The sequence below is a fragment of the Kluyvera genomosp. 3 genome (assembly GCF_011765685.1).
In the GTDB taxonomy this organism is placed as follows: Bacteria; Pseudomonadota; Gammaproteobacteria; order Enterobacterales; family Enterobacteriaceae; genus Kluyvera; species Kluyvera georgiana_A.
On sequence record NZ_CP050321.1, the window covers coordinates 4,002,518 to 4,027,583 of the forward strand.

Genomic DNA, 25,066 nt, shown 5'->3' on the forward strand with positions numbered 1-25,066 from the left:
TCCTTAGCGGGTAATCATGTCGTCGCGATGCACGGCAACCGGGCCATACTCGTAGCCGAGAATGTCGTCAATTTCCTGCGAGTGGTGCCCGGCGATAAGGCGCAACGCATCGCTGTTGTAACGGCTTACGCCGTGAGCGATGTCGCGGCCTGCAAGGCTACGAATACGGATCACTTCACCACGAGAGAAGTTGCCTGTCACGTTTTTAATGCCTTTTGGAAGTAATGAACTTCCACGCTCCAGAATGGCGGAGGTCGCGCCTTCATCCACAATCAGTTCACCGGCTGGCGGTGCGCCGAAGATCCAGCGTTTGCGGTTTTCCAGCGGGGTATCCTGGGCGTGGAAACGCGTGCCGACGGAGATATTCGCCATCACGTCGCCAATCACGCCCGGTAGGCTGCCAGCGGCAATAATGGTGTCGATACCCGCGCGGCAGGCGACATCTGCGGCCTGCAGCTTGGTGCCCATGCCGCCCGTCCCCAGGCCGGAGACGCTGTCGCCGGCAATGGCGCGCAGCGCGTCATCCACACCGTAAACATCTTTAATCAGCTCAGCGTCAGGATTGCTGCGCGGATCGGCGGTGAACAGCCCCTGCTGATCGGTCAGCAACAGCAGTTTATCCGCGCCCGCCAGAATCGCCGCCAGCGCGGAGAGATTATCGTTGTCGCCCACTTTAATTTCCGCTGTCGCGACGGCGTCGTTCTCGTTAATTACCGGAACAATGTTGTTGTCCAGCAGCGCGCGCAGGGTATCGCGCGCGTTAAGGAAACGTTCGCGGTCTTCCATATCGGCGCGAGTCAGCAGCATCTGACCAACGTGAATGCCATAAATGGAGAAGAGCTGTTCCCACAGCTGAATTAAGCGGCTCTGGCCAACGGCAGCAAGCAGCTGTTTAGAAGCGATAGTCGCGGGCAGTTCAGGGTAACCCAGATGCTCACGCCCGGCGGCAATCGCTCCTGACGTTACAATGACAATTCGATGTCCAGCTGCATGGAGCTGGGCGCACTGGCGAACCAGTTCAACAATATGCGCGCGATTCAGGCGGCGCGATCCGCCTGTTAAAACACTGGTGCCCAGTTTGACCACCAGCGTCTGACTATCACTCATGATTCTCTGCCGTTAAAAAGAAGAAGTATCGATCCAAACAAACGTTGTAACAGGAGTCAGCCCGCTTGCCAACAGGCAGCGCAGAAAGCCGGGGTTTTGTTGCGCGGGATCAGACAGCCTGGAGGCAAATGTTGACAATTTTATGACAGAAAAAATTAATCATACTTTTTTATATTCAATAGAACTTTGTCATAAATTTTTAACACGAGCGGGATAAAAACGTTCCTGTTTTTTCACAGTGGTCTTTCACAGCACTCTTTTAAGTATAAAAAAACCGGGATTGAGAAATGCAAAAAACAGCTCTGGCATTAACAGTGATGGGTATTATTGCGTCGTCTTCAGCTATGGCCGCAGAAGTTTATAACAAAGATGGTAATAAACTGGACGTCTACGGCAAAGTCAAAGCCATGCACTATATGAGCGATGACTCCAGCGCTGATGGCGATAAAACCTACGTGCGTTTTGGTTTTAAAGGCGAAACAAAAATTAACGATCAGTTGACCGGTTATGGCCGCTGGGAATCTGAATTTGCCGGTAATAACGACGAAGGCGGTAGCGCTTCTTCGCAGAAAACACGTCTGGCTTTTGCCGGTCTGAAATTAAAAGACTTTGGTTCTTTTGATTACGGTCGTAACCTCGGCGCGCTGTACGATGTTGAAGCCTGGACCGATATGTTCCCGGAATTCGGTGGTGATTCTACCGCCAAAACCGATAACTTTATGACCAAGCGCTCAAGCGGCCTGGCCACCTACCGTAACACCGATTTCTTTGGTATGGTCGACGGTCTGGATTTAACCCTGCAATATCAGGGTAAAAATGACCGTAGCACCTATGCCACCGCCAACGGCGACGGTTTCGGCACTTCTCTGTCTTATGATTTCGGCGGCAGCGACTTCGCGATCAGCGCGGCGTACACCAACTCTGACCGTACCGACATACAGCAGGCAAAATCGCTGGCGAAAGGCGGTAAGAATGCTGAATCCTGGGGCACCGGCGTAAAATATGACGCCAATAATATTTACCTGGCGATGATTTATACCGAAACCCGTAATATGACCCCAATTAAAGGTCTGGTTTCCGCCGACCAGGGTTTTGCGAACAAAGCACAGAACTTTGAAGCCGTAGCGCAGTATCAGTTTGATTTCGGTCTGCGTCCGTCACTCGGCTACGTGCAGATGAAAGGTAAAGACCTGGATAACGGGATTGGCGATCAGGATCTGATGAAATATGTTGATGTTGGCGCGACCTACTATTTCAACAAAAATATGTCGGCATTTGTCGATTATAAAATCAACCTGATCGATGAAGATGCGGTGACCAAACGTCTGGCTATTATGACCGACAACGTGGTTGCTGTCGGGATGACCTACCAGTTCTAAGATAATACGAAAAAGGCCTCCAGCTGGAGGCCTTTTTTATGACCGAATATCAAGGCCCGAAAATATCGGGCCTTTATTATTAAGCCGTGCGCTTCACCGCTTCATTCGCAAAACCGTCGGCAGGTTCCAGCGCTAAATCCAGGCTCTTCAACAGTTCGCTCGCCCGCTCGTGGAAACCGCGCAGCGTTTGCTGCAGACGTTCTACGACCTCCGGGTCTTTGATCGCGACAGCCTGCCACGTTCCCTCTTTGTCGAACAGGCCGAACTGGTAGCTGTAGGTGAAACGATGCTCTTCAGCTTCCATTTCCATCCACCAGCCCCAGAACTCACGCTTCTCTGGCGCGGGTTTTACGTTAACGCAAACGGCCAGGCAGTCGAAAAAAAAGCGGTTGTCCTGGCACTGTTCTTCGCGGATGTAGGGGCCAAGCGCAGTGAATTTCTTGATCAATCTACTCTTCGGGTGTCCACTCGGTAACGTCATTGCGATCTCCTTTAGTGATGCAACTGTTTTACCAAATCAATAGAATTTATCAATATATTAACAAAATCTATTGTTGATCCACCCGGCAATTTCCTTCAGCGCCTTATCAAAATTACGATACACCGGGTTAAACGGAATCGGCATCAGCTTGCCCTGCGCCGATGACGAAACGATCAGCCGTGACTCTTCCTCCGGGCTGAAAGGATCGTTATCCCAGTAGCCGGAAAGCATCGGTGTCGGGCAGCGGCGCCCCAGCAAACCCTGGGTTTTCAGCGAATAGCGGTTCAGCTCCACGCGCAATGCTTCATCAGAGGCATCGTGCATACCTAAACGCGAGGCCAGGACGTCGAGGTACATTTCGGGCACGCGGCCCTGACGCAGCGGATCGCTCAGCAGGCTATGGACCACCGGACCAAGGCAGGCCACGGCCTTCAGATTCTGCGCTTCCAGATAGGCCAGACGTACGGCGATGTTAGCGCCGAAGCGGAAGCCAAAAGCCGCGAGGCGGGTATGATCCACCCAGGGAACATCGCGCAGCTGCTTAATCACGTGCTGATGCAGCATGCTGGAATCCTGGGTTAGCTTCCATTTGGAAGAAAAACCGATCGACGGCATGTCCACCGTCAACATCGCAATGCCAAGCGGGGCAAAATAACGCTCGTACAGGCTGTAATAGTCGCTTTGCAGGCCATCTAATCCGCCGCACATCAATACCGTCGGGAACGGGCCATCGCCTTTCGGCATATGTAGAAAACCGGTGATTGGCGCGCCGCCGGGAATCGCAAACTCCAGTTCGCGCATTGACCCCGGCAGACGTTTGGCGGCCTCTTCATAAGCACGGTTCGCCAGCGCCTGCGCCTGTTCGGCGAGGTCATCCCCCTTCAGGTGCGGATAGGCGGCAATGCTATAAAGATTAGAGGCATGCAGCCAGTGACGGCCGCTGAGGGTCTCGTCCTGCTCCTGCATGGCCTTCTGCTGCCACTGCATCGCCTGCGTTGACCACTCGTAAATCCAGTTGCCGCCGCGATAGCCCACCACGGTGTCGTACAGCTCATCGTCGGTGCGTTCGGCAGTACTCATGACGATACGCGCCTGCACGTCGAGAATTTCCTGCGGCGAGACGCCACGCCAGATCCACATCAGGCGATTAATCATTCGATACCAGTGCGGTACGGTGCTGCCGCTCAGCGCGGACTGCATGCTTGGAGCTTCACCGCTACTGAACCGGCGTACCAGCGTGGACGTTTCAGGGTGTTTAAAACGCGGCTTAAATAGCGTTTCGCTGAGATTAGCTTCTGGCATCACAAAACCTCCATGGATACGATCTTTAATCCATTGTAACGCGTGGGACATTAAAAAAAACAACGCCCGGCATGACCGGGCGTTGGAAGCGCATTTATTGACTGAATTAACGGCCAGAAATAGGCGGTACAAATACCACGCCCATGTCCCACGGCTGTTCAATCCAGGTATCCTGCGGGATATCTACAACATAATCGTCAACCAGCGGGCGGCCAGCCGGTTTAGCGAAGATGGTGACGAAATGTGCTTTTGGATACATTTCGCGAATTGCCACGGCAGTACCGCCGGTATCGACCAGATCGTCAATAACGATAAAGCCTTCGCCATCGCCTTCTGCGCGCTTCAGGACCTTCAGCTCGCGCTGGTTGTCGTGGTCATAGCTGGAGATGCATACGGTGTCGACATGACGAATGCCCAGTTCACGTGCCAGCAGTGCGCCCGGTACCAAACCACCGCGGCTAACGGCGATGATGCCTTTCCACTGTTCAGATGGCATCAGGCGTGCAGCCAGCTTGCGCGCGTGAATCTGCAACATGTCCCAGGTGACGACGTATTTTTCGCTCATGTGAAGTGTCCCAGCCTGTGTTATACGGCTTAAAAAGTGTTCAAGGGGGAAATAGGTTGCGCGAGATTATAGAGATCTGACGCACTAAAAACCAGTGTTAAGCGGAATCCCCGGCTCTTTTTACGTGGTTTGTTCTACCGGAAAGGGCAGAAAGTGGTATTCTCAACCCCATCGCGCAAGCCAGGCTTGTGGTATATGTCTATGCTAACCCTTTACCTGCAAGCGACTTTTGCAGAAAGCCGTAAGGAGACTCATCGTGTCTGAACTGTCTCAATTATCCCCGCAACCTTTATGGGATATTTTTGCCAAAATCTGTTCTATTCCGCACCCTTCTCATCATGAAGAGCAGCTCGCCGCGCACATCGTCGGCTGGGCGAAAGAAAAAGGCCTTCACGCCGAGCGCGACCAGGTTGGCAACATTCTGATTCGCAAAGCCGCGACTCCGGGTATGGAAAACCGTAAACCGGTTGTGCTGCAGGCTCACCTCGATATGGTGCCGCAGAAAAACAATGACACCGTACACGACTTCGCCAAAGACCCGATTCAACCGTACATCGACGGTGAATGGGTGAAAGCCCGTGGTACCACGCTGGGTGCCGATAACGGTATCGGTATGGCTTCCGCGCTGGCGGTGCTGTCTGATGAGTCCGTTGAACACGGCCCGCTGGAAGTTCTGCTGACCATGACCGAAGAGACCGGTATGGACGGCGCGTTTGGCCTGCAACCTAACTGGCTGCAGGGCGACATCCTGATCAACACCGACTCGGAAGAAGAAGGTGAAATCTACATGGGTTGCGCCGGTGGTATCGACTTCACCAGCAACCTGCCGCTGACCCGTGAAGCCATTCCGGCTGGTTTCCAGACCTTCAAGCTGACGCTGAAAGGCCTGAAAGGCGGCCACTCCGGCGGTGATATTCACCTCGGCCTCGGCAACGCCAACAAGCTGCTGGCGCGTTTCCTGGTGGCCCACGCGGCGGAACTGGATCTGCGTCTGGTTGACTTCACCGGCGGTACCCTGCGTAACGCGATCCCACGTGAAGCCTTCGCCGCTATCGCTATTCCGGCAGACAAAGTCGACGCGCTGAAAGGGCTGGTAGAGACCTATCTGCACATTCTGCAAAACGAGCTGTCTGCCAAAGAGAAAAACCTGACGCTGGTACTGGAAAACACGACCGTTGAAGGTAAAGCGCTGACTGCGGCATCTCGCGATGCATTCACGCAGTTGCTGAACGCAACGCCGAACGGTGTGATTCGTAACTCCGACGTGGCAAAAGGCGTCGTCGAAACCTCCCTCAACGTGGGCGTGGTTTCCATGACGGAAGATACCGCCACGATCCACTGCCTGATCCGTTCCCTGCTCGACAGCGGTAAAGATTACGTGGTGAGCATGCTGGAATCACTGGGTGCGCTGGCGGGTGCCAAAACCCAACCGAAAGGCGGCTACCCAGGCTGGCAGCCGGACGCGAACTCTCCGGTCATGAAGCTGGTGCGTGAAACCTATCAGCGCCTGTTCAACAAGGTGCCAAACATTCAGATTATCCACGCAGGTCTGGAATGTGGTCTGTTCAAGAAGCCGTATCCGAACATGGATATGGTCTCCATTGGGCCAACCATCACCGGGCCACACTCTCCGGATGAACAGGTTCATATCGAAAGCGTTGGCCAGTACTGGCAGCTGCTGACGGAACTGCTGAAAGCGATTCCGACGAAGTAAGTTCTATGCCTCGCTTGGCCGGTCTACCTGTCAGGTAGTCCGGCCATGTAACGTAACGCCGGGAATAGTTTACCGGCGTTTCTCCATTCGATAATTCACAAACGCCTCCCCACGCGCCACTACCCGCTGTTCTGCGACAACCTGAAATCCCATACGCTCAAAACACGGCCTGGCAGTGATACTTGCCTCCACCGTTAATGTTCCCGTTGGTATCAAAGCGAACAACTCGGCCAACAACGCGCTGGCGACTCCCTGCCGGGAATGCGTCGGCGAAACAAACAGCAGGTCAATATAGCGATCCATGGCGGTAATAAAACCGACGACTTCTCCCTCTTTTTCTGCGACCAGCACTCGCGAGGCCGCCAGTTTTTGCCGCCAGCGAGCTTCATCCACCTGAGCCCAGGCGTCGATTTGCGCGGGGGCATAGTGCTGGCTGGCTGTTTCCCGTACCGCACGCAGAAAAATCTGGCATAAGGTTGTGAAATCACCGTCGCGATAGGCCCGAATTTGCATCGTTAAATCCCTAACAGAAGCTGGCGTTCCAGCTGTGGATCCAGCAGTGAGACATGTAAACCAACCAGCCGTACGCCACGTTCCGATCGTCGCTCGTGCCAGGCTTTGTGCGCGGTGGCGATCAGATCGTCTTTGTTGAGTTGCGGCCAGACGTGCTCCTGAGTGGTCTGCTGAAAGTCATTGAATTTGAGTTTAATTCCCTGACGGGCAATACGTAGATCGGGCCGGACTTTCGCCAACCGCCGTTCGAGTTCAGGGTAGAGACGCTCGACAATGGCTTCGCAGTCGACCCATTCATGAATGTCCTCTTCCAGCGTACGCTCCACGCCGATCGACTTGCGCTGGCGATCGTTGTGGATCTCACGTTCGTCGATCCCATGACTACGCTCCCAGAGGATCCGTCCGAATTTACCAAAGCGCTTGAGCAGCATCGCGAGATCGCTATTCTGCACATCTTCGCAGGTGCGCAGCCCCATACTTTCCAGCTTAGCCGCTGAGACTTTGCCCACGCCGGGAATTTTCGCCAGCGGCAGGGTTTGCAGAAACGCCGGGACCTCGGCGGGCGTAAGAACGAACTGGCCGTTGGGTTTGTTAAGATCGGAGGCGATTTTAGCCAGAAACTTCACCGGCGCAACGCCCGCAGAGGCCGTCAGCGCCAGCTCGTTGAAGATGGTCTGGCGAATTTCCTGCGCCATTAGCGTGGCCGAGCCGTGGCAGTGCACGCTATCGCTGACGTCCAGATAGGCTTCATCCAGCGAGAGCGGTTCAATCAGCGAGGTGTAGCGGGAGAAAATTTCCCGAATGTGGTGGGAGGCTTCACGGTAGGCTTCAAAGCGCCCCGGCAAAAGCGTCAGGTGCGGACACAGCTTCAGGGCGGTAGCGGTAGGCATTGCACTGCGTACGCCAAATTTACGCGCCGGATAGTTCGCCGTGCTGATGACGCCACGCTGCACCCGACTGCCGCCGATGGCGACAGGAATATCGCGCAGGGCGGGGTTGTCGCGCATTTCGACCGCGGCGAAGAAGCAGTCCATATCGATATGGATTATTTTGCGCATCGTTAGCCCTCACTTACCACTGGATAAGTATACAGCATAACTTTAGCAAATGAGAAGTGTTGCAAATCGCCCGGCAAAGCCGGGCGATTAAGGGACTACAGGATACGATTCTGTTGGCGCTGCGCCTCGCGGGCCATCCGCTTTTTACGCGCATCGCACGGTTCCGGGCAGTCGCACACTTTTTCCAGCCCCAGCGAAGAGATGCCGCCGCAGCTGCCCTGCAGGCTTTTCCGCTTCACCAGATACCCCAGCGACATACCGAGGATCACGAGGGCAAAAATGCAGAACGTCGCCAGAAATACCGTTAACATCATCAGCCTCCAAAGTCGTCGAGCATGATGTTTTCATCCTCCACGCCTAGCTCTTTGAGCATCTTAATGACCGCGGCGTTCATCATCGGCGGCCCACACATATAGAACTCACAGTCTTCCGGCGCCGGGTGGTCACGCAGGTAGTTCTCATACAGGACGTTATGAATAAAGCCGGTGTAGCCCGTCCAGTTATCTTCCGGTTGCGCGTCGGAAAGCGCAATATGGAAGGTAAAGTTCGGGTTATCACGTGCCAGCTGCTCAAACTCCTCTTCATAGAACATTTCACGCAGTGAACGCGCGCCGTACCAGAAGCTGATTTTGCGATGACTATGCAGGCGCTTAAGCTGATCGAAGATATGCGAACGCATCGGCGCCATCCCTGCACCGCCGCCGATAAACACCATTTCAGCGTCGGTGTCTTTGGCGAAGAACTCGCCGAACGGTCCGGAAATGGTCACCTTGTCGCCGGCCTTAAGCGACCAGATATACGAGGACATAATCCCCGGCGGCGCATCCGGCGCGGACGGCGGCGGCGTGGCGATACGCACGTTGAGCATGATGATGCCCTTTTCTTCCGGATAGTTCGCCATTGAATAGGCGCGCAGCGTCGGTTCTTTCACGTCGGAGACATAGCGGAAGAGATTGAATTTATCCCAGTCGCCACGGTATTCGTCCGGCACGTCAAAGTCGGCGTACGCGACTTTATGCGGCGGGCACTCAATCTGAATATAGCCCCCGGCGCGGAACGGCACGCTTTCACCCGCAGGAATCGCCAGCTTCAGCTCTTTGATAAAGGTGGCTTTGTTATCGTTAGAGATAACTTCGCATTCCCACTTTTTCACGCCAAACACTTCGTCCGGCAGCTCAATTTTCATGTCCTGACGCACGGCGACCTGACAGGCCAGGCGGCAGCCTTCTTTGGCTTCGCGCTTGGTAATGTGCGACAGCTCGGTTGGCAGAATTTCACCACCGCCCTCTTTCACCGTGACCCGGCATTGGCCGCAGGAGCCGCCGCCGCCGCAGGCTGAGGAGATAAAAATACCGTTGCTGGACAGCGTATTCAGCAGCTTGTCGCCCGCCGGGGTTTTAATCTGCTTATCCGCTTCGTTGTTAATTTCAATCACCACATCGCCAGCGTTAACCAGCTTCGATTTGGCAAATAAGATCAGCAGCGATAGCACCAGCACAATCAGCGTAAACATCACTACGCCAAGTATAATTTCCATGATTAACGGCCCTTATAGCTGCACACCGGAGAATGACATAAAACCTAACGCCATCAGCCCGGTGGTGATAAAGGTGATCCCTAAGCCGCGCAGTCCCGCAGGCACGTTTGAATACTTCATCTTTTCGCGAATTCCCGCCATCGCAACGATTGCCAGCATCCAGCCGATACCGGATCCAAAACCGTAAACGATGGATTCACTGAAGTTATAGTCACGCTGTACCATAAACGACACACCGCCAAAGATGGCGCAGTTCACCGCAATCAGCGGCAGGAAGATACCTAACGCGGTGTACAGCGACGGGAAGTATTTATCGAGGATCATCTCGAGGATCTGCACCAGCGCCGCAATCACCCCGATAAAGGTGATGAAGTTGAGGAAGCTGAGATCCACGCCGTCAACCAGCGCGCCGTCACGCAGCACCAGGTTGTAGACCAGGTTGTTGATCGGTACGGCGAGCCCGAGAACCACCGTTACCGCCACACCAAGACCAAAAGCGGTGGAGACCTTCTTCGAGACCGCAAGGAAGGTACACATCCCGAGGAAGAAGGCCAGCGCCATGTTTTCAACGAACACGGCGCGGACAAACAGGCTAATGTAGTGAGCCATAATCGGTTACTCCTTTTCCTGCTGTTCCGGCTTCCAGCTACGCAGCGCCCAGATCAGCAGACCGATAATGAAAAACGCGCTCGGCGCGAGCAGGAACAGGCCGTTTGGCTGATACCAGCCACCGTTTTGCACTGTCTCCAGCACCGTGACGCCAAACAGCTTGCCGCTGCCAATAAGCTCGCGCAGGAAACCAACGATGAGCAGAATAGCGCCATAACCCAAGCCATTGCCGATGCCGTCCATAAAGCTCGCCAGCGGTGGCGACTTCATGGCGAACGCTTCTGCACGCCCCATCACGATACAGTTCGTGATGATAAGCCCGACGAAAACCGACAGCTGTTTTGAGGTCTCATAGGCAAACGCGCGCAGTAACTGATCGACCACAATAACCAGTGAGGCAATAATCGCCATCTGTACGATGATACGTACGCTGTTAGGAATATGGTGGCGGATCATCGAGATGAACATGCTGGAAAACGCCGTCACCAGCGTGACCGCAATGGTCATCACAAACGCCGTTTCCAGCTTGGTGGTGACCGCCAATGCCGAGCAGACGCCGAGCACCTGGAGCGCGATCGGGTTATTGGCGATAAGCGGCCCCACCAGCAGGCGTTTCATCTCTTTCATTTCACCCTGTTCAGCCATGGTTCAGCCCTCCTTCACGCACCTGTTTCAGGAACGGGCCAAAGCCCAGTTCGCCCATCCAGAAATCAAAGCTGTGCTGCACGCCATTGGCCGTGAGCGTTGCGCCAGAAAGACCGTCCACCGCGTACAGATCGCCCTGTGGTGCCGCGCCCTTCATGACTTTCAGCGCCGGATGACCTTCATCGTTGACGACGCGTTTACCGACAAACTGCGCACGCCAGTTCGGGTTTTCAACCTCGCCGCCGAGCCCCGGGGTTTCTCCCTGATCGTAGTAAGTGATGCCTTTAATGGTGCGCCCGTCAGTGTCCAGCGCCACAAATGCATACATCATTGACCACAGACCGTTGCCATAAATCGGCAGGACGATCTCCTGTACCTGCTGCTTTTCGTCTTTGATGAGGTAGATTTCCACCATGTTGCTGCGACGACGAATACCGGCTGGGTCTTCGCTGGAAGACAGCGCGATACTCTGTTGCGGGTCCTTCAGCGCCTGGATCTGGTTAAACTTCCCGGGGTCGCCCTCAAGCATCGTGCCGCTTTTCAGATCCAGCAGCCGTGGCGTTACGCGGCTGGCATACACCTCAGCCACCTCGTCAGCAGACATCTTGTCGTGCATCAGCCCGGCCACCGCCAGAATATTGCGCTGTTTATCCAGCGCCCGCTGCTCCTGCTGAAGCGGCTTGAGGCCTACGGCAGAACCGGCAACCACAATAGAGCAGACCAGACAAAGCACCAGCACCACCAGCAGCGTTTTGCCGATGCTATCGTTACTTTTCTTCTCAGCCACGCGACTTCCTCCGCTTAATATTGGCCCGCACCACCAGGTAATCGAACAGTGGTGCAAAGAGGTTGGCGAACAGAATGGCCAACATCATCCCTTCTGGATAAGCTGGGTTAACGACGCGAATCAGCACGCACATTGCGCCAATCAGCGCGCCATAGCACCATTTGCCTTTATCGGTAAACGAGGCGGAAACCGGGTCAGTGGCCATAAACATCATGCCGAAGGCAAAACCACCGAGCACCAGATGCCAGTACCACGGCATGGCGAACATCGGGTTGGTTTCGGAACCAATCAGGTTAAACAGCGTGGCGCAGGCGATCATGCCGACCATCACGCCGGCCACGATGCGCCAGGAGGCGACGCGGCCAAAGATAATCAGCGCCCCGCCAAGCAGGATCATCAACGTGGAGACTTCACCGATGGAGCCCGGAATGTTGCCGATAAAGGCATCCATCCAACTGACCGGCTGCCCGCTGACGACGTTGACCAGCGCTTCACCACCATGGCTCGCCCATTGGGAGAGCGGCGTCGCCCCGGAGAATCCATCGGCGGCGGTCCAGACCAGATCGCCGGAGATTTGCGCCGGATAGGCAAAGAAGAGAAACGCACGCCCGGCCAGCGCCGGGTTGAGGAAGTTGCGACCGGTGCCGCCAAAGATCTCTTTCGCAATCACCACGCCGAAGGAGATGCCGAGCGCCGCCTGCCATAACGGCATGGTCGGCGGAACAATCAGCGCAAACAGTATTGAGGTGACGAAGAAACCTTCGTTGACTTCATGCTTGCGCACAATCGCGAACAGCACTTCCCAGAACCCGCCAACCAAAAAGACCGTGGCGTAAATTGGCACAAAGAACACCGCGCCCAGCATCATCATGCTGAGCCAGCCGGCATCCGGCGCGAAGCTGACGCCCAGCGCCTGCGCCACACTGTAGTGCCAGTTGCTGGCAATCACCTGCTGCAGTTGCTCTGCGCCGTACAGCTTGTGTAGCGCCGGGATGGTTTGCAGCCCGACGTTATACATCCCCCAGAACATCGCCGGGAAAACGGCGAACCAGACGAGGATCATCATGCGCTTCAGGTCGATGGCGTCGCGAACGTGCGCCGCGCCTTTGGTGACATGCCCCGGCGTATAGAGCAACGTCGCCGTCGCTTCATACAGCGGGTAATATTTTTCAAGCTTGCCGCCCTGCGTGAAGTGCGGCTCAACTTTTTCCAGTAGCTGTTTTAAGCCCATCACTTAACCTTCCTGCTCAATTTGCGTTAATACGCGGCGCAACACCGGCCCGTATTCGTATTTGCCCGGGCAGACGTAGGTGCACAGCGCCAGGTCTTCTTCATCAAGCTCCAGACATCCCAGCGCCTGCGCGCTGTCGGTATCGCCTGCCAGCAGGTCGCGCAGCAACATAGTGGGCAGAATATCCAGCGGCATCACCCGCTCATAGTTGCCGATAGGCACCATCGCGCGCTCGCCGCCATGGGTATCCGTCGAGAGATTAAACAGCTTCTTCTTGAGGAAGTGGCCCAGCGTGGTGCGGGTAATCGAAAACTTGTCGCGCCCCGGCGTTACCCAGCCAAGCAGTTCTTTTTCGCGCCCTTCTTTCAGCACGCTCACCTGCAGGTGGAAGCGGCCAAGAAACGCATGCGGGCCCGATGCCTGGCTGCCGTTAAGTACGGAGCCGGACAAAATGCGGTTTTCACCTTCGTGCAGTTCTCCCGCCAGCAGGGCATTGAGATCGGCCCCCAGGCAGGTGCGTAACAGACGAGGATGCTTAACCTGCGGGCCGCCAAGGGCGATGACGCGCTCGGTCCAGATGACACCATCAAGGAACAGCTTGCCGTAGGCAATCACGTCCTGATAGTTCAGATGCCATACTTGCTTTTGCAAGCTGACTGGCTCGAGGAAATGAATGTGAGTACCGACTAACCCTGCCGGATGCGGGCCAGTGAACTGATTAAACGTCACCTGCCCCTGCGGATGACCGCCCAGTTTGCCGCCGCTGCTCTGACAGACGTGGACTTTACCGTCAGTCAAACGCGTCAGCACGGTCAGGCCGGCGTTAAACGCCTCGCGCTGGGCGAGAATAATTGGCTGTGGATCGGCGGACAGCGGGTTAGTGTCCATGGCAGTCACGAAAATCGCCGCCGGTACTGAACCTGGCGCCGGAGTTTTGCTGAACGGACGCGTGCGCATGGCCGTCCACAGCCCGGATTCCACTAACTGCGTCACCACCACTTCGCGCGGCAGCGTTGCCAGTTCATCGGCAGGATAGGCCGTAAAGTTCAACGACTCGTCACCTTCGACGTCAATGACTACCGACTGCAGGACGCGGCGTTCGCCACGGTGAATTGCGCTAACCGTACCGCTGGCGGGGGCAGTGAAACGTACGCCAGGAATCTTCTTGTCTTCAAAGAGCAGTTGCCCTTTCACGACCCTGTCGCCCTCTTTTACTGCCATCGAAGGACGCAGTCCGTTATATTCTTCGCCTTTTACCGCCACGCGGGTCACGGCAACGTCATCAATACGTTGCTGGTCGGGCAATCCAGCTATAGGCAGATCGAGGCCTTTAGTTATTTTAATCATACTGTTCGCAGGTATCCGTTAACGACGGCGTCAACTCAGCGCTGAGGCCAGCGTTTAGGTTAACGAGACAAAAGAAAGGAGGTTCGCCTGAAGGCCAATCGTATTCCATCACCAGGCATGATGAGAATCTGAAGCATCCTTTCTTACACTGTTTAGAGAGTTACTATCTGAATCATCCAGCGAGTATCCGTTTTACCCATTTTCAGCCTGAATGATTACGTAACGAAAGTTTACCATTTTATCCTTCGCTGATGCAGTAGTTCCGCTTTTCTGGCCACTAAATTGCGAGCTGAGACGCAAACTGCTACGGATTCGGACAAAGATATCTGGCGAATCATCGGTTTATCCTACACTCTTTTTACAGGCTTCCATTTAGCGGGCGATCAGCACAACACACCGCCCCATCGTGGGAATACAACACGAAATTGTAAACGCCAAACGCCCCACTTGCGAAAAAATGCGGTGGTGCTAAGGTGAGCGCACAAAAAACAGATTTGTCTGCTTTTTTCTCTCTGTTGCCTCTCCTGGCGTGTAGTTATTTTTTATCAAGGAACAAGTAGTATGCGCAAAATCGCATTATTTATTGCGATGCTTTTAATGCCGTGCGTTTCGTTTGCTGGGTTAATGAGCAGCAACAGTCCGACGACGCCTGTCAGCAAAGAATATAAGCAGCAATTGATGGGCTCCCCAGTCTACATCCAGATCTTCAAGGAAGAGCGCACGCTCGACCTCTATGTGAAAATGGGTGAAACCTATCAACTCCTTGATAGCTATAAAATTTGTAACTACTCCGGCGGTTTAGGGCCGAAGCAGCGTCAGGGCGATTTCAAAAGCCCGGAAGGGTTTTATTCGGTACAACGTAGCCAGTTGAAGCCAGACAGCCGCTTCTATAAAGCGATTAATATCGGCTTCCCGAACGCGTATGACCGCGCGCATGGCTATGAAGGAAAATACCTGATGATTCACGGTGCCTGCGTGTCGGTGGGCTGCTATGCCATGACCGACTCGGGCATTGATGAAATCTTCCAGTTCGTGACCGGCGCGCTGGTCTTCGGGCAGTCCAGCGTCCAGGTCAGCATTTATCCGTTCCGCATGACCGATGCCAACATGGAACGTCATAAATATTCCTACTACAAAGATTTCTGGCAGCAGCTTAAGCCGGGCTACGACTACTTCCAGCAGACGCACAAACCGCCGATGGTTTCGGTCGTCGATGGCCGCTATGTCGTTAGCAAGCCGCTGAGCCACGAAGTGGTTCAGCCGCAGCTGGCGTCAAACTACGCGCTCCCCGAGGCAAAATAAGCGCCATTCGCCTGGCATAATCTTGTGCCAGGTTTCATTCCCCGTCAGCGGTTGGGTGGCAATCACGGTCACCACATCGTTGGCGGTCGTTTCCTGCTGAAAATCAATTTCCACGTCCTGATCCAGCAGCTTCGCCACGCCAAACGGCGCCCGACGCGTAATCCAGTACAGGTTGGTGGAGCAGAACGCCATGACGTAACGCCCGTCAGACAGCAGCATATTGAACACGCCTTTTGCGCGCATTTCTTCCGCCAGCGAAGCAATATACTTAAACACCGCCTGCATATTTCCGGGCGTACGCGGGTAGCGTTGGGTCAGCTTGTGCAGCAGCCAGCAAAATGCCTTTTCGCTGTCAGTTTCTCCGACCGGGCGGAATTGTCCGGTCTCCAGCGTTTTATAGCCAGAGAGCTGACCATTGTGGGCGTAGGTCCAGTTGCGTCCCCACAGCTCACGGGTGAATGGATGCGTATTTTCCAGCGCCACCATGCCGCGGTTCGCCTGGCGGATATGCGCGATCACCGAACAGGACTTGATAGGATAATCCTGAACCAGTTTGGCAATCGGCGACTGATAGCTGGGATGTGGATCTTTAAAGGTGCGACACCCTTTTCCTTCATAAAAGGTGATACCCCAGCCGTCTTTATGCGGCCCGGTGCCGCCACCGCGCTGAACCAGCCCGGTGAAACTGAAGCAAATATCGGTTGGCACATTAGCGCTCATCCCGAGCAGTTCGCACATATCACACCTCCACAGCAAACGGGGCCGAAGCCCCGTGAAACTTATGCCTTAACCATCTCTTTTTCGATCAGCATGATCAGGATGTGAATCACTTTAATGTGAATTTCCTGCACGCGATCGGCGTAACCAAAGTGCGGTACGCGAATTTCAATATCAGCAGAACCGGCCATTTTACCGCCGTCTTTACCGGTCAGGGTGATGACCTTCATGCCTTGCGCACGTGCCGCTTCAATCGCTTTGATCACGTTAGCTGAGTTGCCAGAAGTGGAAATACCCAGCAGCACGTCGCCCGAGCGCCCCACGGATTCAACGTAACGAGAGAAAACATATTCATAGCCGAAATCATTGCTCACGCAGGAGAGATGGCTGACGTCAGAGATCGCAATCGCCGGGTAGCCCGGACGGTTTTCACGATAGCGACCGGTCAGCTCTTCGGCAAAGTGCATCGCATCACAATGAGAGCCGCCGTTACCGCAGGAAAGCACTTTACCACCGGCCTTAAAGCTATCCGCCAGCAGGACTGCTGCGCGCTGAATGGCATGGATATTGGCTTCATCTTTCAGAAAGTTTGCCAGCGTATCGGCCGCTTCATTCAGTTCGTTACGAATAAGATCCTGGTACATGAGGATAATCCTTCAGCATTAATAAAATTGTCGCCGCTAGTGTACCGGATAGCATCACCACAGAGAAGCAAGGGCCGATGTATTCAGCGGATGTTTGAATTTTTGGTGCGCTAAAAAGCATCAACAATGTGAGCGAGGTTGTAATTATTTTGTAAACACATTGCTAATTAAAATCACATCAACTACAACCATATCATCACAAGTGGTCAGACCTCCTACAAGACAGGGGCATTTCTCTATGATGATTTTGAGTATTGTTTTAACCATTGCTTTACTCGGTGCACTCTTCTATCACCGCATCAGTTTAGCGCTCGGTAGCGTGATTTTACTGGCTTGGACCGCGGCGCTCGGCGCTGCTGGCCTGTGGAATTTGTGGCTGCTGGTACCGCTGGCCATCATTCTGGTGCCGTTCAACTTTACGCCAATGCGTAAAGCGCTGATCTCCGCGCCGGTATTCCGCATGTTCAGTAAGGTAATGCCGCCGATGTCGCGCACCGAAAAAGAAGCGATCGATGCCGGCACCACCTGGTGGGAAGGCGATCTGTTCCGCGGTAATCCGGACTGGAAAAAGCTGCACAACTATCCACGTCCGCAGCTCACCGCCGAAGAACAGGCCTTTATCGATGGTCCGGTGGAAGAAGCCTGCCGCATGGCGAATGATTTCCAGATCACCCACGAAATGGCGGATCTGCCGCCGGAGCTGTGGGCGTACCTGAAAGAACACCGCTTCTTCGCAATGATCATTAAGAAAGAGTACGGCGGCCTGGAATTCTCCGCTTATGCTCAGGCACGCGTATTGCAGAAGCTGTCCGGTGTTTCCGGGATCCTGGCGATTACCGTCGGCGTACCGAACTCCTTAGGGCCGGGCGAGTTGTTGCAGCACTACGGTACTGAAGAACAGAAAAATCATTATCTGCCGCGCCTGGCGCGTGGTCAGGAAATCCCTTGCTTCGCGCTGACCAGTCCGGAAGCCGGTTCTGATGCCGGTGCGATTCCGGATACCGGCGTCGTCTGCATGGGCGAATGGCAGGGTGAACAGGTGCTGGGTATGCGCCTGACCTGGAACAAACGCTACATTACCCTCGCGCCAATCGCCACCGTACTGGGGCTGGCGTTTAAACTCTCCGATCCGGATAAACTACTGGGCGGCGCGGAAGACTTAGGTATTACCTGTGCGCTGATCCCCACCAGCACCCCCGGCGTGGAAATTGGTCGTCGTCACTTCCCGCTGAACGTACCGTTCCAGAACGGCCCAACCCGCGGTCAGGACATCTTTGTTCCAATCGATTACATCATCGGTGGGCCAAAAATGGCCGGTCAGGGCTGGCGTATGCTGGTTGAGTGTCTGTCCGTAGGCCGCGGCATTACCTTGCCGTCGAACTCCACCGGCGGCGTGAAATCCGTCGCGCTGGCCACCGGCGCCTACGCACATATTCGCCGTCAGTTCAAAGTGTCCATTGGTAAAATGGAAGGCATTGAAGAGCCGTTGGCGCGTATCGCCGGCAACGCCTACGTGATGGACGCCGCCGCGACCCTGATTACCTACGGCATTATGCTCGGTGAAAAACCGGCGGTCCTGTCGGCTATCGTCAAGTACCACTGCACCCATCGCGGCCAGCAGTCCATTGTTGACGCCATGGATATCGCCGGGGGCAAAGGTATTATGCTGGGCGAAGGCAACTTCCTGGCCCGTGCTTACCAGGGCGCGCCAATTGCCATCACCGTAGAAGGTGCAAACATCCTGACCCGTAGCATGATGATCTTCGGCCAGGGCGCCATTCGCTGCCATCCGTACGTGCTGGAAGAGATGGCCGCCGCGCAGAATAAAGACGTTAACGCCTTCGATAAACTGCTGTTTAAACACATCGGCCACGTCGGCAGCAACAAAGTGCGCAGCTTCTGGTTAGGTCTCACTCGTGGCTTAACCAGCTCGACGCCGACCCGTGATGCGACGAAGCGTTACTACCAGCATCTGAACCGTCTGAGCGCCAACCTGGCCCTGCTGTCTGATGTTTCCATGGCGGTGCTGGGCGGTAGCCTGAAGCGTCGTGAGCGTATCTCCGCGCGTCTGGGCGATGTGCTGAGCCAACTGTACCTCGCCTCTGCCGTCCTGAAACGCTATGACGATGAAGGTCGCCATGAAGCCGATTTACCGCTGGTACATTGGGGCGTGCAGGATGCGCTGCACCAGGCAGAGCAAGCAATTGACGATCTGTTGAAGAACTTCCCGAACCGCTTTGTTGCCGGTGCCCTGCGCCTCGCCATCTTCCCGACCGGCCGTCATTACGATGCGCCGTCCGATAAGCTGGATCACAGCGTGGCGAAGATTCTGCAAACGCCGAGCGCCACTCGCTCCCGTATTGGCCGTGGCCAGTACCTGACGCCGAGCGAACATAACCCGGTGGGCCTGCTGGAAGAAGCGCTGGTAGACGTGATGGCAGCCGACCCTATCCACCAGCGCATCTGTAAAGAGATTGGCAAAAACCTGCCGTTTACCCGCCTGGACGAACTGGCACGTAACGCGCTGGCAAAAGGGCTTATCGATCAAACCGAAGCGGCCATTCTGATCAAAGCGGAAGAAAGTCGTCTGCGCAGCATCAACGTCGACGATTTCGCTCCGGACGAGCTGGCGACCAAGCCGGTAAAGCTGCCGGACAACGTGCGCAAGGTTGAAGCCGCGTAACCTCTTCGATTCGTTATCCCCAAAGCGGAGCCTGGCTCCGCTTTTTTTTATCCAGACAGTCCTCAGCGCGGCAGCGTCCTGATAAGGTGTTACAGTTAGATTTACGTCCTGCAATAAAGGAGTTCATCACGTGCCTGGCTTGAAGATTACCCTTTTACAACAACCCCTGGTCTGGATGGATGGACCAGCCAACCTGCGTCACTTTGATCGGCAGATGGAAGAGATTGTCGGGCGCGACGTGATTGTACTGCCGGAAATGTTTACAACCGGTTTTGCCATGGAAGCCGCCGAACAGTCGATGGCAGAGGAAGAGGTTGTCGCCTGGATGCGAGAGCAGGCACTACGCACCAACGCCCTGGTTGCCGGCAGCGCCGCGCTGCAAACGCCGCTGGGTGCGGTTAATCGTTTCCTGCTCGTGGAGCCGGAAGGTCAGGTCCACCTCTACGACAAACGCCATCTGTTCCGTATGGCCGATGAACATCACCACTATATTGCGGGTAACCAGCGCGTGGTGTTGACGTGGCGCGGCTGGCGCATTCTGCCGCTGGTGTGCTACGACCTGCGTTTCCCGGTGTGGTCGCGCAACCGCAATGACTACGACCTGGCGCTGTACGTTGCCAACTGGCCCGCGCCGCGTTCACTGCACTGGCAGGCACTGCTGACGGCACGCGCTATTGAGAATCAGGCTTACGTCGCTGGCTGCAACCGCGTTGGTACCGACGGCAACGGCCATCACTACCGCGGAGATAGCCGCATCATCACCCCACAGGGCGAGATTCTGGCTACCGCCGAACCCCATCTGGCGACCCGCATTGACGGAGAACTTTCTCTGACGCAACTCCAGGAGTATCGCGAGAATTTCCCTGCCTGGCAGGATGCTGATCCGTTTGCGTTAGGTTGATTCCTCAGCGTGTGGATGAACGCCACACGCCCGGCGAGCAGCCATATTCCAGCTGAAAGTGGCGGATAAAGTGGGCACAGTCGCTAAACCCCATACGCCTGGCGATATGCGTCACGCTCTGCTGCGAGTTTTTCAGCAACCAGCAGGCGTAGCGCAAGCGGGCGCTACGGATAAAGTCACGGGCATTTTTACCAAACTCAGCGTGAAATAGCCGATTAAGCTGCCGCTCGCTTAACTGCACGTCATGTGCCAGCCAGGCGGTAGTGAGTGGACGGGTCAGATACTGTTCAATATTCAGTACCGCCCGTCGTAACCTGGAATCAGGGATTCGCTTCACATTTGGCGGCTGCAGCGTGGCCGCGTCATGCGAAACCAACGACAGGTGCTGACAAACGGCTGCCGCCACTTCATCCCCCGCATAACGTCGGATAAGTTCGGTGGCAAAACTGATTGTCGAGACGCCGCCAGGACAGGTGACTACATCACCCTCATCAATAAAATCATACCCTTGCTCAGCGTAAACCTGAGGAAACCGCTGGTGGAATGCCTCAAGCATATTCGGATGGATAGACGCTCTCCGCTCATTGAGTATCCCTTCCTCTGCCAGCACGAAACTCCCCGAGCCAATCCCCACCAGCGGAACATGAGCGTGATGTGCATGGCTCAGATATTCACAGGCAGCACGGGAACCTTCATTCAGACAGCGAAGGCTGCCGCCAATGATTGCAATATGGCTAAAGAGTTCAGGGGAAAGATAAGGTGAACCCGCCCTCACGCTGATACCAGCACCGCTGGCAATTGGGCTCTCGGAACACTCGTTCAGCAACGAGAACGTAATGGCACTTTGCCGACGGCGCTTTTTCACGCTGCCAGCATAACGCAACGCTTCCATTAGCCCGGAAAGTGCCAGAAGGGAAAATCCGGGCCACAGTAGCAACCCCATGTGTATAGACGAATCAGACGGGGCATCGCCATCCGGTGATTGGAATAGAGTGTTCATTTACTTGCCATAAATAATTAATCATTTGTTGTAGTACGCTATTTTTATATTTCATACGATATCTGCGATTGTATAAACCAAGCATAAATGACACCTGCATCATTTTAAAATCTTTTATTTTCCTATTTTTATTTCTTTGAACTTCGACACACATAGGTCGGCAACGTACCTAATGTAAAAATATAGTTGCCATTTCGTTGTTCGTTGATACGCATGTAGATACTTTTTTCGGGATAGACAAAGAATAGGGGCTCATATTTTACCAGCCATTCATCATCAACGTTATCGTCAGGGAATTTCAAATTCCGCTCAGAGGTTAAATAATAGAGGTTATCGTTACGTTCAACGCGGAAGAATATTTTCCGGTTAAAGATTTTATCCTCATCGCTGTGTACACTGCCGTTCATGCTCAGCGTGCCGGTTCGCCCATCAAAGGCATAGTTAAGCCAGATAGCCAATTTTTCCCCCGGATGATGTTGAATTAGATTGGCCTGACAGTTAAAGGACGGCGGATAATAGCGCAGCCACAGATAATAGCCTCCCAGAATCAGCGCAGCGGCAAGGCAAAAGCAAAATGCAGAAAACAGTTGGCGATAACGCGCCATATCAGCGATCCTCAATAAAGTAATCTGACAGGCAACGATTACGTTCTTTCATTGGCCGGTCGCAGCGGATGACAGAGGCGCGCGGCAGCATGGCGTACCAGGCAACGTAGATCCACGGGTAATTCACACAGCTCTCGGCAAACTGCACCACGTAGGACAGCGCCTTCTCGCGCTCGGCTTGCGTTTGTATATCGTTCGCCATATAGATGCGACAACTTCCCGACGAAGCGGCAAACCGATAGCCATCCGCAAAGAGCGCCTCCCCGGCGTTGCTATGGCCAATACCAATCATGACTGCTCCAGAAAGCGTCAATACGCTAAACAGGGCGATCATTATCCAGAATGGGCGCACTGCAAGTCGTACCGTCCCTTCCCGCCTGCTAAAATCGGCAGCGGGTGCTTCCTGTGGTAATGGTTCGACAATCGCCGAAGAGGGTATCGACAGTTCAGCCTCGAGAGATTGAGGCTGTGGGAGCGCCTCACGAATGACGATTTCCGTATCGCTGGCAAGCGTTAAACCAATACGGGGAATGGTCACTATCGGATCAACCTCAAAGCCAATCTTCTTCAACCCTTTGCGGAGAATAGAAATATTCTGGTAATACGTATTGGGTGAAACCAACATTCCCCGTCGCAGCCATACGTTCTCCAGAAACTCCTGCTGAGTGACAATGGTCCCCGCTCTTTCAATTAATAACAATAAGCAGCGACCTGCAGGTGAATTTAATACAACAACATGGTCTGGCTGGCTGACTCTGCGCAGCGTGCCCGTTGCAGGATGAAATTCAATAAGGCCGTTAATGATATAATGCTTATGCATAGTGTCGGTTAAAGTTCTCCATTTCCATTTATCTAACCCAACCCGTATTAATCTCGTGAGGTATCAAGGTCATTGCCGCACCGCGCTGAAGATTAATGTGACTGATAAATGTAAGGCTGTATATGTTGCCCGTTGGCGAAAAGTCTTATTTTTTCTTTCATTCCTTTCACTTCACTTAACCCCATCAATCGCGTCAATGCCAGGTAGAATGCGGTATACAGACCGTTTCACAGCACCTCTTTTGCTTTTCTCATCTTTTCTGAAGTGAATCAACATCATGATAAACACATTGATTAATAAAGAATTAATTTATTACTCATGAAATCACCAATCTTCTTCGCGTGTTTCTCAGCCATTCATCCTCGCCTACTTGACATTGACAAAAATAGACTTAATAAAAAATTGAATGCAGCAGACATAGATGTCTTCTTTATTCAGCCCCACATATCGAGAAACCATCTTAAATGCAGATATAGTGCGGGCTACAGGATGGTTTCATTTATCATTGAGAAATGAAACCATCAGCAAAAATCGAGATAATCACTCGGGAAAAGTGAATCAGCGTAAGCACCAGCTTTGCCATCATCACACAACTCGACAATGGCCTTACGAAACATTTATCAAAGCCAGACTTTCATGAACAATTGTCGCTATGCTCAGTAATGAGCAATAAACGTTACAAAAATTCATGGATGCTTCGCGCATATGCACTCTGCAAACCGGCATTTGATATAACGTGAGATTAGTTAAGATTAATTCAGTCCACCTATTCATTCTCCGGTGTATAGTGGATTCATGTAATGTTTAATTGCTTCGAGAGTACCGGTTGTAAGCAGCCGCTTTGGCTCTCCTCATTACAATTATAAATTGAGGAATAACATGGAGAAAAAACTCGAACGCGCTCAGTTTCTTAATGTGGCATTAATGGGAGGCGATAGCTATGCGCGCCATGGCATTACGGCTTTATTGCACAACATAGCCCCTGAAACACATATTGTGATATCCGCCGGAGATTATATCCAGCTTGATAACGCGCTAAAGAAATGCACTGTAGATATTCTTTTGCTATCCGGCGTGGAAAATAACCGGCCGGGATTTGATTGTCTGGAATATATAAAAAAGATCCATATCAATTATCCGCAGATGATGATTTGTATGTATTCCGTGTCATCGGGCTCACTACTGTGGGTTCGAGGAGATATTGATGCTTATATTTCCTTGCAGCTGCCAATTTATCAGTGGCGTTCGCGTCTGCAAAAGATGATTGGCACTCGCTACCAGCGAGAAGACAAGCCGGTGGTGTTATCGCTGACACCTGGTGAATGGAGAGTACTGAAGGAATTAAAGAACGGACTGGATATTCGCTACATTGCCGAAAGAGAGAAGCTTTCTTACCGCCGGGTTAGCGCGTTAAAAAATTCGGCGATCAGAAAACTTGGGCTCAGAAATAAGACAGATTTGCTGGTCTTCTTAACCAGCTAGACCTGCCGTGTTCAGATCACATCCCGAACTAACAAAACAATGGAAAAAACAAATGAAAGCAAGCATCAATAACAAAACTCTGTTGGCCTTAAGCATCGCAGCACTGTTACCTATGGGATCAGTTATGGCGGCCACCACCAGCGGCGGTACCGTGAATTTTAACGGGAGTGTGGTGACCACCGCCTGCGCGATCAGCGCCAATAGCGCCAACATTGACGTCGATATGGGACAGGTCCGTACCGCAACGCTGGCAGCCGCTGGCAGTGAAGCAAGCACCGCAAAAGCATTCTCTATCATCCTGGAAGATTGTGAAATCGCCGATACCTCTGCATCAACCGAGCAGGATCCGATTTCCGCGACAACGGTAGCGGTCACCTTCAGCGGTACACCAGACGCTACCGATACCGACAGCCTGGCCGCCGGGTCAAACGGCAGCAGTTCTTCCGCGCAGCATGTGGCAATCCGCCTGTATGACGAGCAAGGCAACATCGTGAAATTGGGTGAACCTGCCGCAGCTATTCCGCTGCGTAACGGCTCCAATATCCTCAACTTTAGCGCGAAATACTATTCACCAGAAGGTGGAGCAACCGCGGGTGATGCCAGCGCGGTCGCCACCTACACCGTAACCTACTCGTAA

Annotated in this window: 25 protein-coding genes; 7 read left to right on the forward strand and 18 right to left on the reverse strand. The window is 53.8% G+C overall.

The features are described from left to right. Positions 1-3: 3 nt before the first annotated feature. The gene (gene proB / locus GY169_RS18780; RefSeq protein ID WP_163449475.1) at positions 4-1,107 is read right to left on the reverse strand and encodes a glutamate 5-kinase; all 1,104 of its coding nucleotides are present in this window, start codon (positions 1,105-1,107) and stop codon (positions 4-6) included. A 287-nt stretch (positions 1,108-1,394) separates the two neighbouring features. On the opposite strand from proB, the gene phoE reads away from it, so the two are divergent. Next, complete coding sequence (phoE, locus tag GY169_RS18785; RefSeq protein WP_167576654.1) at positions 1,395-2,486, forward strand: phosphoporin PhoE; 1,092 nt, start codon at positions 1,395-1,397, stop codon at positions 2,484-2,486. Positions 2,487-2,565: 79 nt separating this feature from the next. Here phoE and crl read toward each other — a convergent pair whose 3' ends face one another. From crl to gpt, 3 genes are all read right to left on the reverse strand, one after another. Further along, complete coding sequence (gene crl, locus GY169_RS18790) at positions 2,566-2,967, reverse strand: sigma factor-binding protein Crl (protein ID WP_065357890.1); 402 nt, start codon at positions 2,965-2,967, stop codon at positions 2,566-2,568. A 57-nt stretch (positions 2,968-3,024) separates the two neighbouring features. Next, positions 3,025-4,269 carry an esterase FrsA gene (gene frsA / locus GY169_RS18795; RefSeq protein WP_167576656.1) on the reverse strand — a complete coding sequence of 415 codons (1,245 nt, stop codon included), beginning with the start codon at positions 4,267-4,269 and terminating at the stop codon, positions 3,025-3,027. A 106-nt stretch (positions 4,270-4,375) separates the two neighbouring features. Next, the gene (gene gpt, locus GY169_RS18800) at positions 4,376-4,834 is read right to left on the reverse strand and encodes a xanthine phosphoribosyltransferase (protein ID WP_064547670.1); all 459 of its coding nucleotides are present in this window, start codon (positions 4,832-4,834) and stop codon (positions 4,376-4,378) included. 256 nt (positions 4,835-5,090) lie between these two features. On the opposite strand from gpt, the gene pepD reads away from it, so the two are divergent. After that, positions 5,091-6,548, forward strand: a complete 1,458-nt coding sequence (gene pepD, locus GY169_RS18805; protein ID WP_167576658.1) for a cytosol nonspecific dipeptidase — start codon at positions 5,091-5,093, stop codon at positions 6,546-6,548. A gap of 69 nt (positions 6,549-6,617) precedes the next feature. Here pepD and GY169_RS18810 read toward each other — a convergent pair whose 3' ends face one another. From GY169_RS18810 to GY169_RS18850, 9 genes are all read right to left on the reverse strand, one after another. After that, complete coding sequence (locus tag GY169_RS18810) at positions 6,618-7,061, reverse strand: GNAT family N-acetyltransferase (RefSeq protein WP_167576660.1); 444 nt, start codon at positions 7,059-7,061, stop codon at positions 6,618-6,620. Between the two features lie 2 nt (positions 7,062-7,063). Further along, positions 7,064-8,119 (reverse strand): DNA polymerase IV, encoded by a 1,056-nt coding sequence (gene dinB / locus GY169_RS18815; RefSeq protein WP_163449469.1) that lies wholly within the window; start codon positions 8,117-8,119, stop codon positions 7,064-7,066. 95 nt (positions 8,120-8,214) lie between these two features. Beyond that, the gene (gene nqrM, locus GY169_RS18820) at positions 8,215-8,430 is read right to left on the reverse strand and encodes a (Na+)-NQR maturation NqrM (RefSeq protein WP_064547684.1); all 216 of its coding nucleotides are present in this window, start codon (positions 8,428-8,430) and stop codon (positions 8,215-8,217) included. Between the two features lie 2 nt (positions 8,431-8,432). Beyond that, the gene (nqrF, locus tag GY169_RS18825; protein ID WP_064547662.1) at positions 8,433-9,656 is read right to left on the reverse strand and encodes an NADH:ubiquinone reductase (Na(+)-transporting) subunit F; all 1,224 of its coding nucleotides are present in this window, start codon (positions 9,654-9,656) and stop codon (positions 8,433-8,435) included. Positions 9,657-9,668: 12 nt separating this feature from the next. After that, the gene (nqrE, locus tag GY169_RS18830) at positions 9,669-10,265 is read right to left on the reverse strand and encodes an NADH:ubiquinone reductase (Na(+)-transporting) subunit E (protein ID WP_064547661.1); all 597 of its coding nucleotides are present in this window, start codon (positions 10,263-10,265) and stop codon (positions 9,669-9,671) included. A gap of 6 nt (positions 10,266-10,271) precedes the next feature. Then, positions 10,272-10,910 (reverse strand): NADH:ubiquinone reductase (Na(+)-transporting) subunit D, encoded by a 639-nt coding sequence (locus GY169_RS18835; protein WP_163449467.1) that lies wholly within the window; start codon positions 10,908-10,910, stop codon positions 10,272-10,274. Then, positions 10,903-11,697: a Na(+)-translocating NADH-quinone reductase subunit C gene (locus GY169_RS18840; protein WP_163449466.1), complete on the reverse strand. Its 795-nt coding sequence runs from the start codon at positions 11,695-11,697 to the stop codon at positions 10,903-10,905. Before GY169_RS18840 ends, GY169_RS18835 begins: the two co-directional genes overlap by 8 nt. After that, positions 11,690-12,928 (reverse strand): NADH:ubiquinone reductase (Na(+)-transporting) subunit B, encoded by a 1,239-nt coding sequence (locus GY169_RS18845; protein ID WP_167577342.1) that lies wholly within the window; start codon positions 12,926-12,928, stop codon positions 11,690-11,692. The genes GY169_RS18840 and GY169_RS18845 overlap by 8 nt, the downstream gene beginning before the upstream one ends. Positions 12,929-12,931: 3 nt before the next feature. Next, a complete protein-coding gene (locus GY169_RS18850) occupies positions 12,932-14,275 on the reverse strand; it encodes a Na(+)-translocating NADH-quinone reductase subunit A (RefSeq protein WP_167576662.1) in 1,344 nt (447 codons plus the stop codon). Positions 14,276-14,836: 561 nt separating this feature from the next. On the opposite strand from GY169_RS18850, the gene dpaA reads away from it, so the two are divergent. After that, entirely contained in the window at positions 14,837-15,577 is a 741-nt protein-coding gene (gene dpaA / locus GY169_RS18855; protein ID WP_064547653.1) for a peptidoglycan meso-diaminopimelic acid protein amidase, read from the forward strand. On the opposite strand, the gene GY169_RS18860 is transcribed toward dpaA, so the two are convergent. Both GY169_RS18860 and lpcA read right to left on the reverse strand, forming a co-directional pair. Continuing rightward, positions 15,548-16,315, reverse strand: a complete 768-nt coding sequence (locus GY169_RS18860; RefSeq protein ID WP_167576664.1) for a class II glutamine amidotransferase — start codon at positions 16,313-16,315, stop codon at positions 15,548-15,550. The two genes, dpaA and GY169_RS18860, sit on opposite strands and share 30 nt — an antisense overlap. Before the next feature lie 41 nt (positions 16,316-16,356). Further along, on the reverse strand, positions 16,357-16,938 hold the full coding sequence (lpcA, locus tag GY169_RS18865) for a D-sedoheptulose 7-phosphate isomerase (protein WP_065357896.1): 582 nt from the start codon (positions 16,936-16,938) through the stop codon (positions 16,357-16,359). A gap of 238 nt (positions 16,939-17,176) precedes the next feature. On the opposite strand from lpcA, the gene fadE reads away from it, so the two are divergent. Continuing rightward, positions 17,177-19,621: an acyl-CoA dehydrogenase FadE gene (gene fadE, locus GY169_RS18870; protein ID WP_167576666.1), complete on the forward strand. Its 2,445-nt coding sequence runs from the start codon at positions 17,177-17,179 to the stop codon at positions 19,619-19,621. 130 nt (positions 19,622-19,751) lie between these two features. Further along, on the forward strand, positions 19,752-20,522 hold the full coding sequence (locus GY169_RS18875; protein ID WP_163449463.1) for an amidohydrolase: 771 nt from the start codon (positions 19,752-19,754) through the stop codon (positions 20,520-20,522). 4 nt (positions 20,523-20,526) lie between these two features. Here GY169_RS18875 and GY169_RS18880 read toward each other — a convergent pair whose 3' ends face one another. The 3 genes from GY169_RS18880 to GY169_RS18890 all read right to left on the reverse strand — a co-directional run bounded on the left by GY169_RS18880 (position 20,527) and on the right by GY169_RS18890 (position 22,947). After that, positions 20,527-21,522 carry a GlxA family transcriptional regulator gene (locus GY169_RS18880; protein ID WP_163449462.1) on the reverse strand — a complete coding sequence of 332 codons (996 nt, stop codon included), beginning with the start codon at positions 21,520-21,522 and terminating at the stop codon, positions 20,527-20,529. Positions 21,523-21,650: 128 nt separating this feature from the next. Next, a complete protein-coding gene (locus GY169_RS18885; RefSeq protein WP_163449461.1) occupies positions 21,651-22,127 on the reverse strand; it encodes a hypothetical protein in 477 nt (158 codons plus the stop codon). A gap of 1 nt (position 22,128) precedes the next feature. Next, positions 22,129-22,947, reverse strand: a complete 819-nt coding sequence (locus tag GY169_RS18890; protein ID WP_163449460.1) for a transcriptional regulator — start codon at positions 22,945-22,947, stop codon at positions 22,129-22,131. A gap of 879 nt (positions 22,948-23,826) precedes the next feature. Between GY169_RS18890 and GY169_RS18895 the strand changes: the two genes are divergently transcribed. Beyond that, the gene (locus GY169_RS18895) at positions 23,827-24,429 is read left to right on the forward strand and encodes a helix-turn-helix domain-containing protein (RefSeq protein WP_167576668.1); all 603 of its coding nucleotides are present in this window, start codon (positions 23,827-23,829) and stop codon (positions 24,427-24,429) included. 52 nt (positions 24,430-24,481) lie between these two features. Next, positions 24,482-25,066 carry a fimbrial protein gene (locus GY169_RS18900; RefSeq protein WP_163449458.1) on the forward strand — a complete coding sequence of 195 codons (585 nt, stop codon included), beginning with the start codon at positions 24,482-24,484 and terminating at the stop codon, positions 25,064-25,066.

Bases quoted from the DNA above. Each gene is read 5' to 3' on its own strand.
- proB (WP_163449475.1), bottom strand. From the start codon at position 1,107: ATGAGTGATAGTCAGACGCTGGTGGTCAAACTGGGCACCAGTGTTTTA.
- phoE (WP_167576654.1), top strand. From the start codon at position 1,395: ATGCAAAAAACAGCTCTGGCATTAACAGTGATGGGTATTATTGCGTCG.
- crl (WP_065357890.1), bottom strand. From the start codon at position 2,967: ATGACGTTACCGAGTGGACACCCGAAGAGTAGATTGATCAAGAAATTC.
- frsA (WP_167576656.1), bottom strand. From the start codon at position 4,269: ATGCCAGAAGCTAATCTCAGCGAAACGCTATTTAAGCCGCGTTTTAAA.
- gpt (WP_064547670.1), bottom strand. From the start codon at position 4,834: ATGAGCGAAAAATACGTCGTCACCTGGGACATGTTGCAGATTCACGCG.
- GY169_RS18810 (WP_167576660.1), bottom strand. From the start codon at position 7,061: ATGCAAATTCGGGCCTATCGCGACGGTGATTTCACAACCTTATGCCAG.
- dinB (WP_163449469.1), bottom strand. From the start codon at position 8,119: ATGCGCAAAATAATCCATATCGATATGGACTGCTTCTTCGCCGCGGTC.
- nqrM (WP_064547684.1), bottom strand. From the start codon at position 8,430: ATGTTAACGGTATTTCTGGCGACGTTCTGCATTTTTGCCCTCGTGATC.
- nqrF (WP_064547662.1), bottom strand. From the start codon at position 9,656: ATGGAAATTATACTTGGCGTAGTGATGTTTACGCTGATTGTGCTGGTG.
- nqrE (WP_064547661.1), bottom strand. From the start codon at position 10,265: ATGGCTCACTACATTAGCCTGTTTGTCCGCGCCGTGTTCGTTGAAAAC.
- GY169_RS18835 (WP_163449467.1), bottom strand. From the start codon at position 10,910: ATGGCTGAACAGGGTGAAATGAAAGAGATGAAACGCCTGCTGGTGGGG.
- GY169_RS18845 (WP_167577342.1), bottom strand. From the start codon at position 12,928: ATGGGCTTAAAACAGCTACTGGAAAAAGTTGAGCCGCACTTCACGCAG.
- GY169_RS18850 (WP_167576662.1), bottom strand. From the start codon at position 14,275: ATGATTAAAATAACTAAAGGCCTCGATCTGCCTATAGCTGGATTGCCC.
- dpaA (WP_064547653.1), top strand. From the start codon at position 14,837: ATGCGCAAAATCGCATTATTTATTGCGATGCTTTTAATGCCGTGCGTT.
- GY169_RS18860 (WP_167576664.1), bottom strand. From the start codon at position 16,315: ATGTGCGAACTGCTCGGGATGAGCGCTAATGTGCCAACCGATATTTGC.
- lpcA (WP_065357896.1), bottom strand. From the start codon at position 16,938: ATGTACCAGGATCTTATTCGTAACGAACTGAATGAAGCGGCCGATACG.
- fadE (WP_167576666.1), top strand. From the start codon at position 17,177: ATGATGATTTTGAGTATTGTTTTAACCATTGCTTTACTCGGTGCACTC.
- GY169_RS18880 (WP_163449462.1), bottom strand. From the start codon at position 21,522: ATGAACACTCTATTCCAATCACCGGATGGCGATGCCCCGTCTGATTCG.
- GY169_RS18885 (WP_163449461.1), bottom strand. From the start codon at position 22,127: ATGGCGCGTTATCGCCAACTGTTTTCTGCATTTTGCTTTTGCCTTGCC.
- GY169_RS18890 (WP_163449460.1), bottom strand. From the start codon at position 22,947: ATGCATAAGCATTATATCATTAACGGCCTTATTGAATTTCATCCTGCA.
- GY169_RS18895 (WP_167576668.1), top strand. From the start codon at position 23,827: ATGGAGAAAAAACTCGAACGCGCTCAGTTTCTTAATGTGGCATTAATG.
- GY169_RS18900 (WP_163449458.1), top strand. From the start codon at position 24,482: ATGAAAGCAAGCATCAATAACAAAACTCTGTTGGCCTTAAGCATCGCA.